Here is an 18,885-nt window from a genome sequence, read left to right as displayed (position 1 = left end):
CTGGCATTTTTGCTACTAATCACCAGCAGCCAATTAATGGCACAAAGGGCATGTTCGTCTTTTGACTATCTCGAAAGCGAAGCCAAAGCAAATCCTTCCGTGAAATATAATGTTGAACGGGTTGAGCGTTTTATTCAGCGCCAATTGAATGAAGCATCCGGGTTAGCGGGAAGGCCTCATGTAGGCAGCATCATTAAAATCCCTGTCGTACTGCATGTTCTCTATAATAAGGCTTCAGAAAATATTACCGATGAAATAGTGTTGGAGCAAATAAAAATATTAAACGACAATTTTCGCCGTCGTGCCGCCGATACCAGTAATACTCCTGAATGGTTTAAATCCATTGCCGCGGATTGTGGTATAGAATTTCAACTGGCCACTTCTGATCCCCAGCGCAGGGCTACTACCGGCATCGTAAGAAAATATACCGCCGTGACCAGATGGAGCGCCGATGATCAAATGAAACAATCCGCTAAAGGAGGCGCCGATGCATGGGACAGCAAAAGCTACCTGAATATCTGGGTATGTAACCTGGCCAGTATTGCCGGTTACTCCAGCTTTCCCGGCGGACCAGCAGATAAAGATGGTGTAGTGATTACCAGAAATGTTTTTGGAAAAAGCTCAAGAGCTGGTTATGAACAGGGCAAAACAGCTGTGCACGAAATTGGTCACTGGCTGGGTTTAAGGCATATCTGGGGTGATAGCTATTGTGGTGATGACTGGGTAAATGATACGCCGAAGCAAGGCAATTTTACGCCGGGTTGTCCTTCTGGTATAAGAACATCCTGCAGCAGTGGCCCGCATGGTGATATGTATATGAATTTTATGGACCTGACCCAGGATGGCTGCATCAATATGTTTACCGAAGGGCAGAAGGAAAGAATGAGAACATTATTTGAGACGGATGGTGCAAGAAATGGCATTCTTTCATCAGTTGGTTTAATACCTGCACTATATGCCGCACCGGAACCATTTGAAGAAGTGCCAACCACGTTGCAGGCGAAAATATATCCCAATCCTGCTACCAGTGAAATTATTCTTGACCTTTCCTACGACATTAGATGGATGGGGCAGGTTGTAAGAGTAATTAATTTGCAGGGCCAGCCGGTGACCCAGGCCACTGCTAATACTAAATTAGTTAAGATTGATATTGCTAAACTTACTCCCGGTATTTACTTCCTTTTGGCCAAAAAAGAAGACGGGGAGACAATCAAACAAAAGTTCATAAAATTGTAGAACAACCATCAACTTCATGTTGATCCGGGGTCGTTGTAAAACGACCCTTTTTATTTTATACAAATTGTCCAGCAAGGCAATTCTCTTTTGCCCTCGCAGGTGTTGGCCGAAAAAAACACCAACCTCGGCGTTAAAAGCTTTACGTAGTTCGGTTGGTGAAAAACCTGGTGAAAAACACCAACTTTGTCGTGAAAAAGGTTGTCACTTATTTTTGAGACAGCCTCTTTTTGTTTGGGGAATGAGCTAAACTAACTGTAATATTTAATCAGGGACGAAACCTTATGATCTTATTTCTTTATTTCAACTGGTGGCACGGCATTAGAATCAACTTTTTGTAGATTAACTTCATCTGTAGTTTGATTTATCACTTTTCCCTTGGCGTCATAATTAATTACAGTTCTTTTCCCATCCTTTATTATTTCTTTTTTCTTTATAGCGCCAGAACTGTAATAAATGAGGCTTGTAATTTCATCTCGATTGCCTTCATCGTTCGGGAATCGAACTATACCTTTTGAATCCCAGAACATGTTTTTATTTTTCAAAATCTTTTTTGAAACCAACTTTCCGTTTTTAAAGTCAGACGATTCAATTTGTTGGTTCTTCCAATTATATTCGATTCGTGATATAACATTTCCAGACGTGTCATATTCTTTTTCGTAGAAATGGGGAATAATTTCCCTTATAAGTTTCCCTTCTTTATAAAAATAATGGGCATAAGCGTCGTAACCACCTATTGCAAACCTTATACGCATTTCGTTAGTTGTTCTGAAATATTGTTTTTCTATTAGTATAGTCTTTTTCACAGGTTGCCATATATTTTTCAAACTGTCATACAACATTACATTGACAGTTGAATCAAAAGATTCCATAGCAATATTTCCATTCAAGTAAACAAACTCTCTTGTCTGAATTCCATCTTCCCATAGTGTTTCTAAGAACATTTTTTGTTTGTCGTAAGTTTTTAGACTGCCAATTAAATGACCTGAGTCGTTGACCTGGAAAAGTGTAAATCTATCTCCGTTGCTTGTCTTGTAAAAGCCTTCCTTTAATGAGGAGTTGTCAGATGTTTTTACGACTTGATTTTTCTTTTTATTAGTTCTCGTTATTCTAAATACAACTTCATTTGATTTTAATTCAATGAAATCCTGGGCTGACGTGAGAGATGAAATAAATAGGATGTGGATAATAAGTAGAGTTAACTTCATATAAATGTTGATTTAGGAAATGTATTGTTGTCTAAGTAATGGTTGTTAATATCACTGGAAAATTACAGCGAACATATAAATTTATTCCACTCCTCCGACCATCTTAACAAACAAAAATACCATGAATAAAAAATGCAACGCCTTCTCTTCGAACTAAACTCAGTAATTTTGCTCAAGTTGGTCTTCCGAAAAATCGCACGCCGAACGCCGGGGTTGATGTATTGAGCATGTCGAAGTATCACCAACCGCATTACCGTCCACATCTTAAAATAAAAGACATCTTCGACAATCTTTTTCAGTAGCTATTTGAATAAAATTCACATCCGAAGGGATAGTAACCTTTTTCAAAGAACTCCTCTTCTACAAATAAAAATAAGAATTGTCAGTTTTTAAATTATAACACTTTATACAAATTGCTCCAATAACGAAATTCTTTTTTCAATCGGCGGGTGAGTAGCAAATAAATTATCCCAGGAAGCCGACTTATGAACAGACGGTGTGGGATTATCAATAAATAATTGCGCTACATCGCGGCTCTCTACCGCCTCAATCATGGGATCGTTGGATATTTTTCGCAGGGCTGATGCCAGGGCATAAGGTTTTTTAGTTATTTCAGCGGCGCCGGCGTCTGCCAGGTATTCTCTCTTGCGGCTTATGCCAAAGCGAAGCAAAACAGAGATCAAATAAGCAACAGCCGTAATGGCAATGACGATAAGAATGATAGCCCCGCTTCCTTTTCCATTTTTGTCGCTTTTGCGACCAGCAAACCGAAGACTCCTGAAAGCCATTTCAGCCACAAATGAAAAAATACCGACAAAGATGATGGAGATAATCAGCAACCTCACATCCCGATTGCGGATATGCGATAGCTCGTGTGCCAATACGCCTTCCAGTTCTTCATCCGACAATTTATTGATGATACCTGTTGATAAAGAAATAGCATAAGAGTTATCATTAATGCCACTGGCAAATGCGTTTAACGAATCATCTTGAATGATATTAAGCTTGGGCATTTTCATGCCCTGTGAGATACAGATATTTTCGAGCAGGTTGTAAACACGTTTATTTTCTTTCCGCTCCAGCGATTTCGATCCCGTCGCCATCCGGATAAAAGCACTATGCCCGGCCCAGGCAATTAAAAACCAGGTTCCCACTCCAATCAAAACAAAGGGAACAATCCGTACAAAATATTGGTTGGTCTGTTTCGCGTCATGCTCATTCGTAAAAAATAAAATCGCATAACACATTGCCAGTAATAAAACCGGGAATGCGATAAGCAGTAAGACAGAATTGAAGTTGTTTTTTCTGATCTGGCTAAATAATCCAATGTATTGCATTTATATTCTCCGCCAACTGGCGGACCAGGGGCTTTTAGAATTGAATTGTTGGCGGTTCTTCCATTTGCCTGCGGGTATCCGTACCAAGATCAAAGAAAATTTCACGGAGGAAACCAAAATTCCTGGCAACCAGGTTGCTGGGGAAAGATTCTACGGCGTTATTGTATTCTGTAGTGGCGCCATTGAAGAAACGTCTGGACGCTGCCAGTTTGTTTTCGATATCGCTTAGCTCTTCCTGTAATTGAAGAAAGTTTTGATTGGCTTTCAGATCAGGATAAGCTTCTACCTGGACTCTTAATCCCTGCAAGGCCGAAGTCAGTTGTTGCTCTGCCTTGATCTTATCATCTATAGTATGGGCGGCCATCGCAGCCGACCGGGCTTCGGTAATCCGCATCAACAATTCTCTTTCGTGGGTTGCATAGCCTTTAACGGTTTCCACCAGTTGTGGTACAAGATCGTGACGCTGACGCAGCTGAACATCAATGTCAGCAAACGCATTTTGTCGCCGGTTGCGAAGTTTCACCAATCCATTGTAAAGACTGGTCAGCCAGATAGAGATTAATACAAGGATGGCGATGATAATAATTACTGCCATTGGTAGGTGGGTTTAGTGGATAATGAAATTAAATAAAAAAACCGGGAACTGTTTGAAGTTCCCGGTGGCAAGCCTGAGCTCCCATTTCGATTAAAATATTCTGCCAAAAAACGCTTTCATGTCGTTCCATGATGCGGAGTCGGCAGCAGCATCATACTTGATAGGAATTTTAAATTTTTCACCCATTGCGGTGGCATTGGGGTTGGTGAAAGCATGTACGGCACCTTCATATGCTTTAAAAGTGTATTTGGCTCCGACAGAGTCCATTTGTTTTTTAAACATGTCCACTTCTTTTTGCGGCACAAAAGGATCAGCGGCGCCATGGCAAACCAATACCTCTGCTTTTAATTTCGATTTATCCAATGGCACACCCAGGAGATTGCCATGAAAGCTAACCACGCCTTTCAGGTCTTCACCCATCCTGGCGAGATTCAAAACCTGCGCACCGCCGAAACAATAACCAATAGCGGCGATTTTTGTCGCATCGGTTTGAGGATAAGTTTTTAGTTTTTCCAATGCGGCGTCAAACCTCGCCTTGGTCATTTGCGGTTTTTGATAAAACGGTGTTGCATACTTTGAAGCGGAATCCGGATTATCGGCTGTTTTTCCATTGCCATACATATCTACAGCCATAGCGATATAACCCAACTCTGCCAATTGTTTGGCCCGGCTCTTAGCATAATCATTTAATCCCCACCATTCATGAATAACGAGAACGGCCGGTCTTGTTCCCTCTTTATTTTCATCATACACCACGTAGCCATTCATTGTCACGTTATCGCCTGTATAAATAACATTATCTTCTTTGAGGCTTGGTGTTTTTGTAGTAACGGAGTCCTTCATTTCCTTTTCTTTCGGTGAACTTTCATTGTTGCAGGCTGAAAAGAAGATGGCAACAATAAGTATTGCCAGATTGATAAAAAATTTCGTTCGCATGGTTACAAATTTGGTTGACAATAAACTTGAGATCATTAAAGTTCCGAAAAAAACTTGTTGATCACGATAGTTTTGTTCCGGGTTATGTTATCCTGGCGAGATGAATGTACTTAAAATTGGGTTCATTAAAGACCTATCTCAACAAATGGACAAAGTAAAATTGTATAACCGGCAAACAGTTTTTTTGGTCATTTCATTATCTTGTATGCTTATAAAGAAAACAGAATGATAAAAAAATATTTCTTCTTTATTGGCGCTGCCTTTTTATTTGTTCATTCCCGTGCGCAAATGAGTGGTAAGATGGATTTTGAAAAATACAATCCTCCGTCCACTTTGGTAGTGCCTGAGCATAAAGTGGCTAAAGCAAAATATCCTTTTATTGATGTACACAATCATCAATTCAGTATGCCAGATATGGATCTGGGCAGCCTGGTTGCCGAAATGGATAAGTTGAATATGAAGGTAATGGTGAACCTGAGTGGTCAAAGTGGAGACCAGATCAAAAAATCGATGGCCAATATAAAAGATCACTACCCAAAACGATTTATTGTTTTTGCCAACGTTGATTTTAAAAATGTAGGTGAACCGGGATGGGGCGACAAGGCTGCCAGGCAATTGGAGGCAGATGTGAAGAACGGAGCGAATGGCCTGAAGATCTATAAAAACCTTGGATTTTCGGTTACGGACATTAATGGCAAAAGGGTAGCAGTAGACGATCCAAGACTTGATCCGGTTTGGGAAAAGGCGGGAGAATTAAAGATACCTGTACTGATCCACACAGCTGATCCCAAATCATTTTGGGAACCCATGGATGAAAACAATGAACGCTGGCTGGAATTAACCACTCATCCGAATCGTAAAAAAGATGATACACATCCGGCTCCATGGGATACATTGATTGCGGAGCAGCATCGCTTATTTAAAAGACACCCAAAGACTACATTTATCGCCGCCCATTTTGGCTGGTACCCCAATGATTTAAAAAAGTTGGGTCAATTACTGGATGAAATGCCCAACGTGGTAGTGGAGTTTGGTGCCGTAATTGCTGAGTTAGGCCGGCAGCCAAAAACCGCCAACCAATTTTTTACTAAATACCAGGACAGGATATTATTCGGTAAAGACAGCTGGGTGCCGGATGAGTATGCGACGTATTTCCGTGTGCTGGAGACGGATGATGAATACTTTCCTTATCATAAAAAGTACCATGCATTTTGGGCTATGTATGGGATGGGCTTGCCGGATACGATTTTAAAAAAAGTGTATTACAAAAATGCTTTGCGAATTATTCCTGGCATTGATAAAACTTTGTTCCCTGATTAGTTTTTGCAACTATCAACAATAATAAAAAGGGACGCTTATGGCCCCTTTTTATATAGTCTTCCTATTGGCAGTCAATGCTTGTGTTATCTACGACAGTCGAAACAATTCCATTTGGAGTAATTGTGATATGATATAATTGATGAACCAGGTAATTGTTTCCGGTTCCCTGCCCAATTATCCTGAAATTATTTACAGCGGTGTAAGTAAAACTGCCATTAACAAATGAGCCTCGAACCAGGTCTTGAGTTACTCCTGTTGCCTGATATTTATCGCCTGAAACATCTCCCACACCTGAAATACCTTGTGGCTGAAAGTGAGATTTAGAAACGAAATTGTTTCCATTCGTTGTCAGGTGTGTGAGGATATGCAGGTTTCCGGTCAAAGTAACGGTTTCTCCTGCACAGGGAATAAAAACAAACAACTCGACTGGCACGATAATACTGCTGGCTCCATCGGCAAGAGCCAATTGTGGTGCAACATTTTGATTAGTCGTAAAACTGAATGATGTGGCTGCAAATGCAAATGCAGCGATTAATGATAACTTTTTCATGAGATTTACGTTTTTTGGTTAAAAAAAATGATTGATTAGGAAAAAGTATTACATCACAATAGATTTGACATTAAGGCAAACAACCTCTGGCAAAATCTGTTGTAAATTTTGTAAGCAGAATAAGAATTCGTATTCAGAATGAAAGTTGGCTACAACAGAACCCTATGGGGGTAGAGGTTAATGTTTTTAGGGAATCGCACTGTTCCTGTATGATGTATTAGTTAGATAGAGGCTGGTGTACCAATAAAGATTTAAATGTTTATTGGAAATGCTAAGGTATATATTTAATTATTTAGGAATAAAATATTTTTTTTCGAAGACGATACTCCAATCACAAAATGTCTTGCCATCGCAGATCCTTTTTGTATTAAACAATATCATTCCAGGTTTCTCCCTTAGATGGAGTAGGTAAAATAATTAACGGCAATATGTATCTTGCGCCTGAATTTTTGAAGTGATGTATTACATTGTTTTCGGCCTGCTATATGCTCTTTCTTTGTTTCCAATGCGGGTGTTGTATTTGTTTTCGGACCTGACCGCTTTCATCTTTTATTATATCGTTGGTTACCGAAAAGAAGTGGTAATGGATAATTTGTCACAGGCATTCCCGGACAAAACTGAAGCGGAAAGAAAAGTAATCGCCAAAAAATTTTATCGCAGTTTTGTCGACCACTGGGCGGAAACGGTAAAACTGCTTTCAATCAGCAAGCGATCGTTAAATAAAAGGATAACCGGCAATTTTGAAATATTTTATCAATTACACGACTCAGGCAGATCAGTACAGGCAAACCTGGGACATTTTTTTAATTGGGAATTAATGACCCTGCATGCCGGCATCAACCAGCCTTATACTTTTCTTACCGTATACCTGCCACAGAGTAATAAAGTGATGAACAGGCTTATCCTTTACCTCAGGGGTAGGTGGGGTAATCCCTTGTTAGCAAGTTCTGACATGGCCCGGGCTATTATCCCGTGGCGAAAAAAACAATACCTCATTGCTCTTGGTGCTGACCAGCGTCCCGCATTTCCGGATAATGCTTATTGGCTTAATTTTTTAAACCGGCCGGCGGCGTTTGTAAAAGGACCTGAAAAATTTGCCCGCGGGCAAAATATACCGGTTGTGATGATGACCACTACCAGGAAAAAAAGGGGGCATTATCATTTTGAATATTTTCTGTTAGCAGATGAGTTAAAACTATTGCCTGATGGAGAATTGATCAGGCGTTATGTCCGCCACCTGGAAGAAAATATCCGCCTTCAGCCTGAACTTTATCTGTGGAGTCACAAACGCTGGAAGCATGAGTGGAAACCCGATTATGAGAATATGTGGGTAGATGATATTCCGCCTATGGTGCCTGGTGCAAATTAAATATGGGTATTCCCCAAAGAGTTTAATTGAAGATTCCAGCCGAATAGCCATCCATATATTGGCGATAGTAACTCTTTATTGTTTGACTATAGGTCCTGCTATAATCAAGCAGCTTAGTATGCCAATCAGCCGTATGACCAAATGCGATAAGATCATCAGGGATAGCAGCGCCTTTTCGACCGGCACTTCTCAGTTGTGCGGAAGCAGTAAGAATAGCCATATCGTTAATGACCCGGCCCAGGTCTTTTGAGTTATCTCTTATCAACTTAAAATCTATCTTATCAGAACTGGGTTGTAATTCTCTTATAACATAATCCCTATCTCTAAAACGGGTAGAACCTAACAGAGCAGGCGAATTATTTTGCATATATTCTTCTATTGTGCATATTCGTTCCGATTCACTTGACCATTTGGGTTGGGCTATGGTTATATAGGGTAAGAGGCTTGATGCGCTTACTTCTTTCATATCAAGCAGCAGAAAATTGTTTGATTTTTCTGAATGCTGCAATAAAAAGCAATAACGATTAATACCTATACTTCCCGTTCCTGCAATGCGGAAAGCAATATCAAGGCAGTGATATTGCTTTAATTTTTTGTCTTTGACGCTCCATTCCCGGATATGCGTATACAACTCTTGTTTCAAATTTTCATCTAAAGCATAATGGCGATCATTATCGATTAAAAGTCTCGGTTTGTATTTTCCGCCCGTTATTCGATCACGCAGCAGTTCTTTTGTTTTTCTTTCGGCAACATGGGTTAGAAATTCCCGAACTACGCCTTTTGCTACCTGGGGTTCTATATACAAGGCTTTCCCTTTGCTGAGCGTATGAGAGTAGACATCCAAAAATAAAGTGGCCAGTTTTTCTGCCTCATTTGTATCAATGCGCAGTGAATCGAATGCAACAAAAATACTGGTGATCAAACGGGCAATTTCCCATAATGCAGGAGCCAGGATCGCTTCGCCAAAATCATTCAGGTCAAAATATACCAGCCTGTTGTTGCCTTTAAAACTACCAAAATTTTCCAGGTGCAGATCGCCGCAGACCCAGGCGACAGGTGAGTTGGGAAAATTTTCTTTGTGGTTAAAAAGATCCTGGTAAAACAGGTGGCAGGTGCCCCGGAAAAACCTGAATTCATTTTCTGCAAGCCGGGCATATTTAACCTGCACGGATTCTTTCAGCAGTGATTGATTGAATTCTTTTATTCGCTCGGTTACGGTTGCCATAGAATAAAAGTATTTTACTTCAATAACAAACGGAGTTACAAAAGTAATGATGAAAACCTCAGTGAAAGAGCGAGGCTAAACTTCCCCTCTTTCACTTACCTTTGCGCCCTATGACACAAGAAAAATTACAGGATATGCGGTCCCGCATTGCCGGGATAAGGAGGTTTCTTTGACGTCGAAAACCGACGATATAAGATTGAAGAAGATAAGCAGCTTTCGCTGAGCCCCGGTTTTTGGGATGATAATAAGCGGGCAACAGAAATCCTTAAAAATGCCAAGGTCAATGAATATTGGGTGAAACTCTACGAAACGGCCGAGATGGCCGTGGAGGATTTTGCCGTATTGATGGATTTTTGGAAAGCAGGCGATGCCACCGAAGAGGAAACCAAAGAGGCGTATGAAAAGGCGTTGGAATTGGTGGAAGAAGCCGAGTTTAAAGGAACATTGAACGAGCCGGAAGACGAATTGCCTGCGGTATTACAGATCAACTCAGGTGCTGGCGGTACGGAAAGCCAGGACTGGGCCGAAATGCTGGCCCGTATGTATAGGATGTATGGCGAAAAACAAGGCTGGACAGTAACGGAATTGGATTGGCAATGGGGCGATGGTGCCGGCATTAAAACAGCTACTTTACAATTTGACGGCCCCTTTGCTTACGGTTTCTTAAAAGCCGAAAGTGGGGTACATCGCCTGGTTCGTATTTCTCCTTTTGACAGTAATGCCAGGCGACACACTTCATTCTGTTCCATATTTGTTTATCCCCTGGTGGACGATAGCATCAATATAGAAATAAAGCCTGCGGATGTAAAGATGGAAACATCACGTAGTGGCGGTGCCGGCGGTCAGAATGTAAACAAGGTAGAAACAAAAGTTCAGTTGACGCATATACCAACCGGCATTGTAGTAGTGTGCCAGCAGGACAGGTCGCAGTTGGGCAACCGGGAAAGGGCGATGGAAATGTTGAAGAGCCGTCTATATGAGTTGGAACTTCGCAAACGAAATGAGTTGAAAGATTCGGTAAATAGCAGCAAGAAAAAAATAGAGTGGGGTAGCCAGATACGTAGTTATGTTTTTCATCCTTATAAAATGATCAAGGATCATAGGACCGACTATGAAGTAGGAAATGTGCAGCCGGTGATGGATGGGGAGTTGGATGGATTTATTAAGGCGTATTTGATGAGTGAAAAGGAAAATACAACTCCCTAAATCCTCAAATCCTTCGACAAGCTCAGGAGGGGATTTGCGAAGGGTTTGAACATTTGAAAATTTATTCCGAAGTTTTCACTGATCTTGAAACTTATTAAAAAAATACAATCACATTTAATCACACAATAAGTCCCGGCTTGTCGGGATTTGGAGGGTTTTAAACATGAGTATAGGAACATTTTCATATCCAATGCCGGCAAACGAGCCGGTACTTTCTTATGCACCGGGATCGCCGGAGCGAAAAAGATTGAAAGAAGTATTGAAGGAATTGAAGAGTGAAGAGATAGACGTGCCCATGTATATCGGAAGCAAAGAGGTAAGAACAAATAAAAAAATAGCTCTTCATCCCCCGCATGAAATAAATCATACACTCGGTTATTTTCATACCGGTGAAGAAAAACATATTGAACAGGCGATTGAAGCTGCCCTTGCAGCAAAGGAAAATTGGGCCGGCATGAGTTGGGAGAACCGGGCTGGTATTTTTTTAAAAGCAGCCGACCTTATGGCTACCAGGTACCGGCCATATATGAACGGTACGACGATGCTTGGTCAAAGTAAAAACGCATTCCAGGCCGAGATCGATTCCGCATGTGAGCTGATCGATTTTCTTCGCTTCAATGTACATTTCTTAAGTGAGATATATAAACAGCAACCTATCAGCAGTCCTGGTATGCACAACAGGATGGAGTATCGTCCATTGGAAGGATTTGTATTGGCTGTAACGCCATTCAACTTTACAGCAATCGGAGGCAATCTTCCTACATCAGCTGCTATGTGCGGAAACGTTGTAATATGGAAACCGGCTAATACACAAGTATACTCGGCGCAAATGACCATGCGGATTTTGAAAGAAGCAGGTTTGCCCGACGGTGTTATCAATTTAATTTATGTAGATGGTCCAACGCTTGGTAAAGTCTGTTTCAATCATAAAGATTTTGCAGGTGTTCATTTTACCGGTTCTACCGGAGTGTTTAACAATATGTGGGAAACCATCGGTAAGAATATGGCGATGTATAAATCATATCCCCGTATTGTTGGCGAAACAGGCGGAAAGGATTTTGTGATTGCGCATAAAAGTGCCGATCCCGATGTAGTAGCTACAGCCCTATTGCGTGGCGCATTTGAGTTCCAGGGACAAAAATGTTCAGCAGCATCAAGAGCTTATATCCCTTCCAATATTGCTGAAGAAGTAAAGAAGAAACTGGTAGCGGGAGTGAAAAGTTTTAAAATGGGCACTGTAGAAAATTTTTCCAACTTCGTGAATGCTGTTATCGATGAAAAAAGTTTTGATAAGATCAAAACTTATATCGACAATGCAAAGAAGGATAAGAAAGCAGAAATATGGGTAGGTGGCAAATGCGATAAAAAAGAAGGCTATTTTGTGCAGCCCACTGTTATAGAGGCAAAGGATCCGAAATATGTAACAATGTGTGAAGAGATCTTCGGTCCCGTGTTGACTGTTTATATTTATCCCGCCAATAGTTTTGACAAGACATTAGAGTTGGTAGATACAACTTCTCCTTATGCATTGACAGGATCTATTATCTCACAAGACAGAGCTGCGGTAGAGTTGGCTACAACCAGACTTCGCAATGCTGCCGGTAATTTTTATATCAACGATAAACCTACCGGCGCCGTAGTAGGGCAACAGCCATTTGGTGGAGCCAGGGCAAGCGGCACAAACGATAAGGCTGGAAGCATTTTAAATTTATACCGTTGGTTAAGTGCCAGAACAATAAAGGAAACATTTAATCCTCCTGTCGATTATCATTACCCGTTTATGGGAGAAGAATAGAATCAGCATAACATTCATAAAGAAGCTTGCATGATTTTGCAGGCTTTTTTATATAAGCTAATTACGTCATTTCATCCTTCACTATTATCATGCGTTAACTTGTGAGATCACTAATGTAAGAAATTGATCATACATTCAGTAAGCTGTACTTCAACGATAATAAAGTGAGTGGTTTTACGCAATTTGGATGCTTTTCATGTAAAGTCATTATTAATTTAAGTCAGTTGATTTATGTTTGCGCCCGATTTATTAACCATTAAATCAATTTTAAAAAGACAAATTATGAAAAAGATTTTCTTAGCTGTTTGCATTATGGCTTCATCCGCAGTTTTTGCTCAACAAGGAAATAACCAAATCGGCGTAGGTGCTGAGGTAGGTTTGCCCACCGGCGATTTTGGTGATGCTGCTAAAACGGGTTTTGGCGGTTACGCTAAAGGCTTATTCGGAATTGGTGAAGCAGGTCAGATAACCTTTACTACCGGCTATACTAGTTATAAATTTAAAGGTGGTGTTGATGCCAATTGGAGCATAATTCCGTTGCTTGCCGGATATCGTCACAATTTCAGCGGCTTCTACGCCGAACCGCAGATTGGTTATGGCATACTTGGCGCTAAAGCTGACGGCGGGGAAAGTGATTCTGAGGGTTTATTCACCTGGGCTGTTGGCTTTGGTTATGTCGTAAACAATGTAGATTTTGGTGCACGCTACCAAAGTGGCCACAAAGATGGTTCTACCATTTCTTTAGTAGGTATTCACGTAGGATACAATTTCTCCCTTGGAGGTAAATAAGTAAATGCGAATATTATTTTTTGAAGACCGGGCATCCCGGTCTTTTTTGTTTCAAGTAAACGTCTGTTTAAAAGGAAAAACTGTTTGTGCATATCCGCTTGGTTTAATCGTTGCTATTTGGCATGATTTTTAAAAACTTATAAGGTAAGTACCTTATGTAGAAGTTTTTATTTTAAATCATGTATTTATGAAACAAGTATTTTTTGTTTTCGCAACTTTATTTCTTTCAACGCTGTTTGTTTCAGCACAGGAAACGCATTTCGGTTTAAAAGCCGGGCTAAATGTTTCCAGTGTTAATGTTTCACCCGGGGGAGATTATGATAGTAAAGCTGGTTTGCATGTAGGCGGTTTGGCGCATATTCATATAAGCCGTCATTTTGCGTTGCAACCGGAAGTTGTCTATTCCATGCAAGGTGGTAAAGTCGACGATGTTAAATTGAAGCTGAACTACATCAACATCCCTTTACTGGCTCAGTACATGGTAGATAACGGTTTTCGGTTGCAGACAGGTCCACAGTTGGGGCTTTTAGTATCGTCGAAACGTGAAGCAGGGGATGTGGAAGTGAATTTAGAGGACAATTTTTCCACAGTCGACTTCTCCTGGGCCTTTGGAATGGGTTATCTTTTCCCCGCAGGGTTTGGTGTGGATGCCCGGTACAATTTGGGGATTAACGACATCTATGAGCCAGGCGCAGCTAAACTGAAAAACAGTGTATTCCAGGTTGGATTTTTTTACCAGTTCATGCATAATGCAGCGAAAAGAAAATAAAAAAGCGAATTGATTTTTTAATAAAGCCTCTTAACGGAGGCTTTATTATTTTTACAAAAATTATTTACTTGAAATCGATTCTTTCGGAACAGCAACTGGCGATAACTATTAAACGGCTGGCTCATCAAATCCTGGAAAATAATAGCGAACTCACAAATACAGTGTTAATTGGCTTGCAGCCCAGAGGGATTTTTCTTTCCGACAGGGTAGTGGCCGAAATAAAGAAGGAATTTCCAACGGTGCCTGTTGCTTATGGAAAGCTAGACATCACCTTTTATCGTGATGATGTACGAAAGGAACTTCATATTGCCAATCAAACAGACATTCCATTTTCAATTGAAGGGAAAAAAGTGGTTCTTATCGACGATGTGTTATATACCGGCAGAACGATAAGAGCTGCATTAGATGCATTACTCGATTTTGGCCGACCCGAAAAAGTTGAGCTATGTATATTGATCGATCGTCGCTTTAGCCGGCAGCTTCCCATACAGCCGGACTATGTAGGCAAGGCCATCGATTCCATTATTTCGCAAAAAGTGAAAGTGCTATGGAAGGAACGGGATGGAAAGGAAGAAGTGGTGATATTGGATTGAAGTTTAAAAGTTTAAGGTTTAAGAGTTTAAAATTTGAATCAGTATGGAAGACTTCCTTTCCGGCGCCTTCTTAAATGGATACGGCTTAACTTTAAACAATTAGACTATTAAACAATTAAACTTTCCTCTTGTTCCCTTAATTTCGCTTTTTAATGCAACTATCTACTCGACATTTACTAGGCATTAAAGACCTGACGGCTACAGACATTTCCCTTATTTTACAAACGGCAGAACAATTCAAGGAAGTTTTACAACGTCCTGTAAAAAAAGTGCCTTCCCTGCGTGACGTAGTGGTGGTAAACCTGTTTTTCGAAAATTCTACCCGCACCCGCATATCTTTTGAGCTGGCTGAAAAGCGTCTCTCCGCAGACACTATTAGTTTTACTGCTTCGTCATCCTCCGTGGCAAAAGGTGAAACACTGCTGGATACGGTGAATAATATTTTATCGATGAAAGTGGATATGGTGGTGATGCGTCACAGTGCCAGCGGGGCGCCGCATTTTTTGGCAAAACATATTCCGGCAGCCATTATCAATGCCGGGGATGGCATCAATGAACATCCGACACAAGGATTGCTTGATGCTTTGTCCATCAAAGAAAAACTCGGCAAACTCGAAGGGACAAAAGTGGCTATCATCGGTGATATTATGCACAGCCGGGTAGCACAAAGCAATATTTACCTGCTGAAAAAAATGGGCGCAGAAGTTACTGTTTGCGGACCGCCCACATTAATACCAAAATATATTGCAGAAGCACTGAATGTAAACGTTAGTTATAATTTGAAAGAAACATTGGAGTGGTGTGATGTGGCCAATGTGCTACGGATTCAGTTGGAAAGACAAAACCAGGTTTTGTTTTCTTCGTTGCGTGAATATAACCTTGCGTATGGTATCAGCCGGAAAATGCTCGATAGCCTGCATAAAGAAATTGTGATTATGCACCCGGGGCCAATCAATCGTGGTGTAGAGCTGGACAGCGATGTAGCGGATAGCAAACAGTCCATTATTTTGCAGCAAGTGGAAAACGGCGTCGCAGTTAGGATGGCGGCTTTGTATTTATTAAGCCCCCAAACCGCCTGATCCTTTGGCATGCTCAGGATGGCTTAGTGAAGTATAGTTAGAAATTTATTACAATAAAACGATTCTCATTTTGTGGAGGTCTTTAAGTCCTCTCATAAGGGAGGATTTAGGAGGATTTCTTTTATGTTACGTATTTGCTTGTTTCCCGGCACCTTTGATCCCCTTACCCTTGGCCATGTTGATATCATTAATCGGGCTTTACCCTTATTTGATAAAATAGTTGTTGGAATAGGAACAAATGTTGCCAAAGCACCTATGTTTTCGGCAGAACAACGGGTTACCTGGATAAAAGAAATTTATAAAAATGAATCAAGAGTGGAAGGAGCTTTTTATGAAGGATTGACAGTGAATTTTTGCAAAAAAATAGGTGCTAAATTCATCCTGCGGGGCATTCGTTATGTCAGCGATTTTGAATATGAAAAAACGATTGCTGATGCTAACAGGACACTTGATAGCAGTATTGAAACAATTTTTCTTACCGGCGAACCTAAGTATACTTCCGTGGCATCTACCATTGTTCGGGATATTATCCGTAACGGGGGAGATGCCAGTCATTTCTTACCAGCAGTAGTTTCAAAATCCATAAAGAAATAAGAATGAAAATTTGGTTTAACAAAGGATTGGTTGTGGATGACCTGGCCCCGCTTTTAAAAGGAACGATGGCTGAACATTTAGGCATTGAGTGGGTAGAGCTGGGCAATGATTATTTAACAGCAAAGATGCCGGTAGATAATCGCACAAAGCAACCGTATGGTTTATTGCATGGAGGAGCATCTTGTGTACTGTCGGAAACGATCGGCAGTATTGCTTCTGCTATAGTTGTGGATCACTCAATCTATGTTTGTGTCGGCCTTGAAATTAATGCCAATCATGTTCGCAGTGCCAGGGAAGGATATGTAACAGGCGTTGCCAGGCCTCTTCATTTAGGTTCTAATACGCATGTGTGGGACATTAAAATTTATGACGAAATAGAAAAGTTGGTCTGCATAAGCCGTCTCACCGTTGCCATTATTCCCCGCAAGGAATCATTTAGACCGACCAGCCTTTAATACATCTACAACAGAAGGAAAAGCGTCTTTCATGTATTTCGAAAGATCCTTGTCGTCCACCCAAATCACTTGTTGAATATCTTCTTCGGTTTGTGGTACCAGGTCCTGGTTGTTTAGGGTCTGCATCTTATACCAATGCGATTCTTTTAAGATGAATTTTGTTCCTTCATGATAGGTGTGGTAAGTGACGAGCAGCGGCGCCAGCAGCTTTATATTTTGTAAACCGGTTTCCTCTTCCACTTCCCGGACGGCACATTCTTCGAGGCTTTCACCTTTATCTAACTTGCCTTTGGGCAGGTCCCATTTACCGCGGCGAAATATGACGAGATTTTCACCCTGCCCATTTTTTACCAGCCCGCCGGCAGCCTGCACCAGTGTAAATTTTTTAAAGAAAGCTTTCTTCAACTCGTCCAGGTTGGAATGAAAAAAAACACCAGCATGAATTTTTTCCAATTGCATTTCATAGATCATCGACTTGACCGTGTGGGTATCTAATTCATCGATGAATACAGCATCGTCGTGGTGCACAAAGGGCTCTACCACTTCATCGATATTGTCGCAGAGAAATAAAGGCTTATCGTTAAAGTAAATTTTTATATACATATTTATAAAGATACAAGGAACAAGAAAGAAATCAAGGTACAAGGTATAAGGTACAGGGAACAGGAAACAAGGAACAAGAAACAAGGAGAAAGAATACTACCTAAACTTGTATCCTGAATCTCGTCCCTTGTTCCTTTATCTTTTTATCTTCGCCGCATGACAGATATGAAAACAGTGGCCGAAAAACTATTACAGGCTAATGCGGTAAAATTAAATGTAAAAGAACCTTATACCTGGGCCAGTGGATGGAAAAGCCCCATCTACTGCGATAACCGGAAGATTTTATCGTTTCCCTTTACAAGAGATTTTATTAAATCAGAATTGTGTAACGTGGTTTTTTCAAAATTTCCGGAAGCTGAGTTGTTGGCTGGCGTTGCTACAGCCGGGATTGCCTGGGGGGCTATGACGGCAGATCAATTGAAGCTGCCTTATATTTATGTAAGGCCAAAGCCGAAAGAACATGGGCTGGGAAACCAGATCGAGGGATTTTATGAAAAAGGGCAGAAAACAGTGGTGATTGAAGACCTGGTGTCAACAGGGAAAAGCAGCCTGCAGGTGGTAGATGTGCTAAAGGCCCAGGGACTGGAAGTGATCGGCATGGTGTCAATTTTTACCTATGGTTTCCCGGTTGCAGATGAAGCCTTTGCTAAAAGTGGCATCCAGTATTATTCCCTTACAAACTATCCGTCGCTTATAGAGCTGGCGGTGGAGAATGGAACGGTGTCTGCCAGTGAGCAGGATGTTTTGTTAAAATGGCGGGACGATCCTGCTAATTGGAAAGGAGTTTTGTAATTTGGTTTTTCAAAATGTACAGTATGAAAATTTTCATAGCACTGGTGATGACCTGTTTTTCGATAGGAGCTTTTTCACAGCAAAAGACTGTTGAAACAGCGAAGATCAAAACCCCCAATGCTCTCTGCGAAGCTTGCAAGCCGAGAATTGAAACATATGTAAAGAGAATTGATGGTGTTCTTTCCATTAATGTTGATTATCGTAAAGGTGAAACAACGGTAAAGTATCTTACCGATCGTACAAACATTGAAGAGATTAAAACCGCTATAGCTAATATGGGGTATGATGCAGATGATATCCCCGCCAATGAAGAGTCCTACAAAAGACTGCCAAAAACCTGTAAGAAATTTGAAGATGGCGGCGGTCATCCAAAGCCAAAAGCACCGGCCGCTGAGCCTGCTCAATAAACGAATTACCCCGGCATTTGGCCGGGATTT

The 18,885-nt window shown here is 41.0% G+C and carries 20 protein-coding genes; 13 read left to right on the top strand and 7 right to left on the bottom strand.

The features are described from left to right. Nucleotides 1–36: 36 nt before the first annotated feature. Nucleotides 37–1,236 (top strand): M43 family zinc metalloprotease, encoded by a 1,200-nt coding sequence (locus P2W73_RS24085; RefSeq protein ID WP_276504660.1) that lies wholly within the window; start codon nucleotides 37–39, stop codon nucleotides 1,234–1,236. Between the two features lie 287 nt (nucleotides 1,237–1,523). On the opposite strand, the gene P2W73_RS24080 is transcribed toward P2W73_RS24085, so the two are convergent. From P2W73_RS24080 to P2W73_RS24065, 4 genes are all read right to left on the bottom strand, one after another. Beyond that, nucleotides 1,524–2,441 carry a hypothetical protein gene (locus P2W73_RS24080; protein WP_276504659.1) on the bottom strand — a complete coding sequence of 306 codons (918 nt, stop codon included), beginning with the start codon at nucleotides 2,439–2,441 and terminating at the stop codon, nucleotides 1,524–1,526. A gap of 404 nt (nucleotides 2,442–2,845) precedes the next feature. Further along, nucleotides 2,846–3,778 carry a M48 family metallopeptidase gene (locus P2W73_RS24075; RefSeq protein ID WP_276504658.1) on the bottom strand — a complete coding sequence of 311 codons (933 nt, stop codon included), beginning with the start codon at nucleotides 3,776–3,778 and terminating at the stop codon, nucleotides 2,846–2,848. Nucleotides 3,779–3,812: 34 nt separating this feature from the next. Further along, nucleotides 3,813–4,373 (bottom strand): LemA family protein, encoded by a 561-nt coding sequence (locus P2W73_RS24070; protein ID WP_276504657.1) that lies wholly within the window; start codon nucleotides 4,371–4,373, stop codon nucleotides 3,813–3,815. Between the two features lie 90 nt (nucleotides 4,374–4,463). Next, nucleotides 4,464–5,309 (bottom strand): dienelactone hydrolase family protein, encoded by an 846-nt coding sequence (locus tag P2W73_RS24065; protein ID WP_276504656.1) that lies wholly within the window; start codon nucleotides 5,307–5,309, stop codon nucleotides 4,464–4,466. A gap of 225 nt (nucleotides 5,310–5,534) precedes the next feature. On the opposite strand from P2W73_RS24065, the gene P2W73_RS24060 reads away from it, so the two are divergent. Beyond that, nucleotides 5,535–6,629 (top strand): amidohydrolase family protein, encoded by a 1,095-nt coding sequence (locus tag P2W73_RS24060; protein ID WP_276504655.1) that lies wholly within the window; start codon nucleotides 5,535–5,537, stop codon nucleotides 6,627–6,629. 61 nt (nucleotides 6,630–6,690) lie between these two features. Here P2W73_RS24060 and P2W73_RS24055 read toward each other — a convergent pair whose 3' ends face one another. Beyond that, on the bottom strand, nucleotides 6,691–7,179 hold the full coding sequence (locus P2W73_RS24055; RefSeq protein WP_276504654.1) for a hypothetical protein: 489 nt from the start codon (nucleotides 7,177–7,179) through the stop codon (nucleotides 6,691–6,693). A 457-nt stretch (nucleotides 7,180–7,636) separates the two neighbouring features. Between P2W73_RS24055 and P2W73_RS24050 the strand changes: the two genes are divergently transcribed. After that, the gene (locus tag P2W73_RS24050) at nucleotides 7,637–8,548 is read left to right on the top strand and encodes a lysophospholipid acyltransferase family protein (protein ID WP_276504653.1); all 912 of its coding nucleotides are present in this window, start codon (nucleotides 7,637–7,639) and stop codon (nucleotides 8,546–8,548) included. Between the two features lie 22 nt (nucleotides 8,549–8,570). Here the strand turns inward: P2W73_RS24050 and P2W73_RS24045 are convergent, their stop codons facing one another. Continuing rightward, nucleotides 8,571–9,773, bottom strand: coding sequence for a DUF2252 domain-containing protein (locus tag P2W73_RS24045; protein ID WP_276504652.1), 1,203 nt, complete (start codon nucleotides 9,771–9,773; stop codon nucleotides 8,571–8,573). A gap of 110 nt (nucleotides 9,774–9,883) precedes the next feature. Between P2W73_RS24045 and prfB the strand changes: the two genes are divergently transcribed. The 8 genes from prfB (at nucleotide 9,884) to P2W73_RS24005 (ending at nucleotide 17,053) form a co-directional block, all read left to right on the top strand. Then, nucleotides 9,884–10,979, top strand: a protein-coding gene (gene prfB, locus P2W73_RS24040; protein ID WP_276504651.1) for a peptide chain release factor 2 whose coding sequence is annotated in 2 segments (ribosomal slippage) — nucleotides 9,884–9,943 and nucleotides 9,945–10,979 — 1,095 coding nt in all. Because the reading frame shifts where the segments join, the coding sequence is not laid out codon by codon here. Between the two features lie 163 nt (nucleotides 10,980–11,142). Further along, the gene (gene pruA / locus P2W73_RS24035; protein WP_276504650.1) at nucleotides 11,143–12,774 is read left to right on the top strand and encodes an L-glutamate gamma-semialdehyde dehydrogenase; all 1,632 of its coding nucleotides are present in this window, start codon (nucleotides 11,143–11,145) and stop codon (nucleotides 12,772–12,774) included. A gap of 282 nt (nucleotides 12,775–13,056) precedes the next feature. After that, the gene (locus P2W73_RS24030; RefSeq protein ID WP_276504649.1) at nucleotides 13,057–13,563 is read left to right on the top strand and encodes a hypothetical protein; all 507 of its coding nucleotides are present in this window, start codon (nucleotides 13,057–13,059) and stop codon (nucleotides 13,561–13,563) included. A 187-nt stretch (nucleotides 13,564–13,750) separates the two neighbouring features. Next, nucleotides 13,751–14,332, top strand: a complete 582-nt coding sequence (locus P2W73_RS24025) for a porin family protein (protein WP_276504648.1) — start codon at nucleotides 13,751–13,753, stop codon at nucleotides 14,330–14,332. A gap of 68 nt (nucleotides 14,333–14,400) precedes the next feature. Beyond that, entirely contained in the window at nucleotides 14,401–14,925 is a 525-nt protein-coding gene (gene pyrR, locus P2W73_RS24020) for a bifunctional pyr operon transcriptional regulator/uracil phosphoribosyltransferase PyrR (protein ID WP_276504647.1), read from the top strand. Nucleotides 14,926–15,077: 152 nt separating this feature from the next. Beyond that, a complete protein-coding gene (locus P2W73_RS24015) occupies nucleotides 15,078–16,004 on the top strand; it encodes an aspartate carbamoyltransferase catalytic subunit (protein WP_276504646.1) in 927 nt (308 codons plus the stop codon). A 123-nt stretch (nucleotides 16,005–16,127) separates the two neighbouring features. Next, on the top strand, nucleotides 16,128–16,598 hold the full coding sequence (gene coaD, locus P2W73_RS24010; protein WP_276504645.1) for a pantetheine-phosphate adenylyltransferase: 471 nt from the start codon (nucleotides 16,128–16,130) through the stop codon (nucleotides 16,596–16,598). Between the two features lie 2 nt (nucleotides 16,599–16,600). Next, a complete protein-coding gene (locus P2W73_RS24005) occupies nucleotides 16,601–17,053 on the top strand; it encodes a hotdog fold thioesterase (protein ID WP_276504644.1) in 453 nt (150 codons plus the stop codon). On the opposite strand, the gene P2W73_RS24000 is transcribed toward P2W73_RS24005, so the two are convergent. Next, nucleotides 17,030–17,656, bottom strand: coding sequence for an NUDIX hydrolase (locus P2W73_RS24000; RefSeq protein WP_276504643.1), 627 nt, complete (start codon nucleotides 17,654–17,656; stop codon nucleotides 17,030–17,032). The genes P2W73_RS24005 and P2W73_RS24000 overlap by 24 nt on opposite strands. A 156-nt stretch (nucleotides 17,657–17,812) precedes the next feature. Here P2W73_RS24000 and pyrE point away from each other — a divergent pair, with 156 nt between their 5' ends. After that, the gene (gene pyrE, locus P2W73_RS23995) at nucleotides 17,813–18,448 is read left to right on the top strand and encodes an orotate phosphoribosyltransferase (RefSeq protein ID WP_276504642.1); all 636 of its coding nucleotides are present in this window, start codon (nucleotides 17,813–17,815) and stop codon (nucleotides 18,446–18,448) included. 23 nt (nucleotides 18,449–18,471) lie between these two features. Next, a complete protein-coding gene (locus P2W73_RS23990; protein WP_276504641.1) occupies nucleotides 18,472–18,855 on the top strand; it encodes a heavy-metal-associated domain-containing protein in 384 nt (127 codons plus the stop codon). Nucleotides 18,856–18,885: the final 30 nt, after the last annotated feature.

Origin of the sequence: Terrimonas pollutisoli (genome assembly GCF_029360765.1) — a bacterium.
GTDB classification, from domain to species: Bacteria; Bacteroidota; Bacteroidia; order Chitinophagales; family Chitinophagaceae; genus Terrimonas_B; species Terrimonas_B pollutisoli.
The sequence above is the reverse complement of the archived record's forward strand: the minus strand, read 5'-3'. Positions and strand labels throughout refer to the sequence as shown.

Bases quoted from the DNA above. Each gene is read 5' to 3' on its own strand.
- P2W73_RS24070 (WP_276504657.1), bottom strand. From the start codon at position 4,373: ATGGCAGTAATTATTATCATCGCCATCCTTGTATTAATCTCTATCTGG.
- P2W73_RS24060 (WP_276504655.1), top strand. From the start codon at position 5,535: ATGATAAAAAAATATTTCTTCTTTATTGGCGCTGCCTTTTTATTTGTT.
- P2W73_RS24085 (WP_276504660.1), top strand. From the start codon at position 37: ATGGCACAAAGGGCATGTTCGTCTTTTGACTATCTCGAAAGCGAAGCC.
- P2W73_RS24080 (WP_276504659.1), bottom strand. From the start codon at position 2,441: ATGAAGTTAACTCTACTTATTATCCACATCCTATTTATTTCATCTCTC.
- coaD (WP_276504645.1), top strand. From the start codon at position 16,128: ATGTTACGTATTTGCTTGTTTCCCGGCACCTTTGATCCCCTTACCCTT.
- P2W73_RS24065 (WP_276504656.1), bottom strand. From the start codon at position 5,309: ATGCGAACGAAATTTTTTATCAATCTGGCAATACTTATTGTTGCCATC.
- P2W73_RS24055 (WP_276504654.1), bottom strand. From the start codon at position 7,179: ATGAAAAAGTTATCATTAATCGCTGCATTTGCATTTGCAGCCACATCA.
- pruA (WP_276504650.1), top strand. From the start codon at position 11,143: ATGAGTATAGGAACATTTTCATATCCAATGCCGGCAAACGAGCCGGTA.
- P2W73_RS24075 (WP_276504658.1), bottom strand. From the start codon at position 3,778: ATGCAATACATTGGATTATTTAGCCAGATCAGAAAAAACAACTTCAAT.
- P2W73_RS24015 (WP_276504646.1), top strand. From the start codon at position 15,078: ATGCAACTATCTACTCGACATTTACTAGGCATTAAAGACCTGACGGCT.
- P2W73_RS24000 (WP_276504643.1), bottom strand. From the start codon at position 17,656: ATGTATATAAAAATTTACTTTAACGATAAGCCTTTATTTCTCTGCGAC.
- P2W73_RS24050 (WP_276504653.1), top strand. From the start codon at position 7,637: ATGTATTACATTGTTTTCGGCCTGCTATATGCTCTTTCTTTGTTTCCA.
- pyrE (WP_276504642.1), top strand. From the start codon at position 17,813: ATGACAGATATGAAAACAGTGGCCGAAAAACTATTACAGGCTAATGCG.
- P2W73_RS23990 (WP_276504641.1), top strand. From the start codon at position 18,472: ATGAAAATTTTCATAGCACTGGTGATGACCTGTTTTTCGATAGGAGCT.
- P2W73_RS24005 (WP_276504644.1), top strand. From the start codon at position 16,601: ATGAAAATTTGGTTTAACAAAGGATTGGTTGTGGATGACCTGGCCCCG.
- P2W73_RS24030 (WP_276504649.1), top strand. From the start codon at position 13,057: ATGAAAAAGATTTTCTTAGCTGTTTGCATTATGGCTTCATCCGCAGTT.
- P2W73_RS24045 (WP_276504652.1), bottom strand. From the start codon at position 9,773: ATGGCAACCGTAACCGAGCGAATAAAAGAATTCAATCAATCACTGCTG.
- P2W73_RS24025 (WP_276504648.1), top strand. From the start codon at position 13,751: ATGAAACAAGTATTTTTTGTTTTCGCAACTTTATTTCTTTCAACGCTG.